This window comes from Gordonibacter sp., from assembly GCF_036667095.1.
In the GTDB taxonomy this organism is placed as follows: domain Bacteria; phylum Actinomycetota; class Coriobacteriia; order Coriobacteriales; family Eggerthellaceae; genus Gordonibacter.
On record NZ_JAVWUP010000287.1, the window covers coordinates 1 to 2537 of the forward strand.

Sequence of the window (2537 nt, forward strand, 5' to 3'; positions counted from 1 at the left end):
CCACCCTGCTCGCCCTTGTTCTCCAGCTCGACAGCATGGCCGCAGTGACCCCGTCGAAGTTCAAGCTCTGACCCTGCAGGTACTTGTCTTTTAGAATATTGATAGCGGTATCGCCGATATTGCGGCTTTCCTCATGGGCGGCATCGGTACTCTCGATACGATCGCCCGAGAACGTGACCTTCACGTCGACAGCACCGTTGCAACCCTCGGCACTGGCTTCGTAGATGCCCGCTTTATAAGACTGCACAGCAGCGCTGGTGCCGGCTTCGCTCTTCGGCGCGCAGCCGGACAACCCCAGCACGGCCAAAGCCACGGTAGCGGCGCTGCCGCACAGGAACTGGCGACGGTTCATCTGAAAACGCTTGCGAGCGTTCTCGTTGATGCGGCGCATGGCTGCCTCCATGCGCTCACGGGCGGCGATCTCGTTCGGATTCTGAATCATGGCTGGTCTCCTTGGTTGCTTCTCCCTCACGTCACGAGACGGTCGGCGTCTCGCGAACTCTTCCATCACGCAAACGGAGGCCGCACCAAAGGGAGGAGGGAAGTGCAGCCCGCGAGAACGGGTTTGCGGCTCGCACGCCGAAGGCCGTTGCCTTATACTGACGCTATGTGCCCAGACGAAACATACGATGCTATCCCCCTTGAAGACGCCGTCCAGACGCTCGGCCCCGACGAGCGCGGCATGATGACGGAGCTGTTCTACGCGTTCAATACCGTCATCACCTTGCAGGCATTCGGCGACGAGGGCACGTGCCGGGCCGCCTTCGCCGACGCACGCGCAGCGTGCCGCCTATTCGAGCGGCGGTTCTCGCGCACGCTCCCCCATTCGGATATCGCGCGGTTGAACGCAGCAGAAGGAGCGCCCGTCGCCATCGCAGCAGATACGGCGGAGCTCCTGCGCGCTGCCATCGACTTCTGCGCGGACAGCGAAGGCTGCTTCGACATCACCATGGGAGCGGTCGTGAGGCTGTGGAACTTCCACGAGGGCATCATCCCCCCACAGGAAGACATCGACGCGGCGTTAGCTCATGTGGATTGGCGCACCTTGCGCGTATGGGAAGAACCGGGCGACAACGACACGGAGCGCGACGAGTGTAGGGGCAACGCCCGCGAACACAGGACTGGTACTGGCGAGCGTAGGGGCAGCGCAGACACGCGCGGCATCCTCGGCGACAACGCATGCACGAACGGAAGAGCTCGGCATCCGCAGGCGTTCGCGCAGCTCTCCGACCCCCTGGCTGCCGTGGATGTGGGCGGCATCGCAAAGGGGTGGATTGCAGACCGCCTGGCCGAAGCCATCGCGGCGCACAGCCTCGACGCGTTCATCGTGAACCTAGGCGGCAACGTGGTCGCCCACGGCCAGAAGCCGGATGGCTCGCCGTGGCGCATCGGATTGCAAGACCCCCGCGAGAAGGAGGGTATCGTCGGCGCCGTGGCCGTGCGCGACGCTTCCGCGGTGACCAGCGGCGTGTACGAGCGCTGCTTCGAGAAGGACGGGGCGTTCTACCACCACATCCTCGACCCCGAGACCGGCTATCCGGCAAAGACGGACGCAGCCGGCGCCACCGTTGTCACACGTCTCTCCCTTGATGCCGAGGGGTACTCCACCACGCTGTTGGCCCTGGGCGTCGAGCGCGGCATCACCTTCACACGGAAGCATCCGGCAATTCTCAGCGCCTACTTCGTCGACCACGACGGAAACGTGCACGAGGCATAGCGGCGAAGGCTGCCGGAAATGGCGGTCAACGACCGCTTTGGCAAAGCTGGGGAAAGCGATTGCCCCTTGCTTACGGCAAAAGCCCTGTTCACGGAAATTGGTCTTGCGGAATTGCCCGAATAAACCTGCCAAAGCGGTCGTTGACCGCCATTATTCGCTCGGCCGCCACTCGGCAAAGGGCACCCTGCTTGCTAGTGTGCGGCGATAAGATCCAGTATCTCCTGCTTGGAATGCACGTCGAGCTTCGCGTAGATGTGCTTCGCGTGCGAGCGCACCGTATTCTCCGAGATGAACAGGCTTTCAGCAATATAGCTCGTCGAGCGGCCCTTGCACAGCAGCTGCAGCACCTCCACCTCGCGCGTAGTCAGGCCGCGCTGCTGCCCCAGCGTCGTGCACCCCGCATCAATGCTGGCGAACATGGACTGCTCGGGCATGGACAGGTCGAGGTCGGCGAAGATACGCCGCTGGGCGAACGTGCTCTCGTTGAGCGCGAACACAGCGGCGATGGTCAGCACATACGCAAGAACGGTGAGCAGCAGTGTAGCCTACCACAACATGGAGAACCGCAGCACGCCGCCGAAGTCCAGGTCCATCCGGTGCACTATGCAGTAGATCCACACGTGCGGGGCACAGATACCCAGGTAAGAGAAGTTGAAATGCCGAAATACATACGGCAGACGCGCATGCTTCGCTGTCTCTGTTTCGTCGGACTCGGCTTTCCCTCCCTGATCTCCCTACCCTTTGCTGCCCGTTCGCCTATTCTAGCCGGTCACCTGTCTTTCGAGAACGAAAACGTGGCGGAGGCCTCTCCTCGGCCAGA

The 2537-nt window shown here is 62.5% G+C and carries 3 protein-coding genes; 1 reads left to right on the forward strand and 2 read right to left on the reverse strand.

Annotated features, from left to right (window positions below; translation table 11 throughout):
• Window positions 1–442 (reverse strand): twin-arginine translocation signal domain-containing protein (locus RR842_RS13785; protein ID WP_332730158.1); only part of this gene is annotated, 442 nt, incomplete at its 3' end.
• 165 nt (window positions 443–607) lie between these two features.
• Between RR842_RS13785 and RR842_RS13790 the strand changes: the two genes are divergently transcribed.
• A complete protein-coding gene (locus RR842_RS13790; RefSeq protein ID WP_332730159.1) occupies window positions 608–1717 on the forward strand; it encodes an FAD:protein FMN transferase in 1110 nt (369 codons plus the stop codon).
• Window positions 1718–1908: 191 nt separating this feature from the next.
• Here the strand turns inward: RR842_RS13790 and RR842_RS13795 are convergent, their stop codons facing one another.
• A complete protein-coding gene (locus RR842_RS13795; RefSeq protein ID WP_332514591.1) occupies window positions 1909–2232 on the reverse strand; it encodes a helix-turn-helix transcriptional regulator in 324 nt (107 codons plus the stop codon).
• Window positions 2233–2537 lie beyond the last annotated feature (305 nt).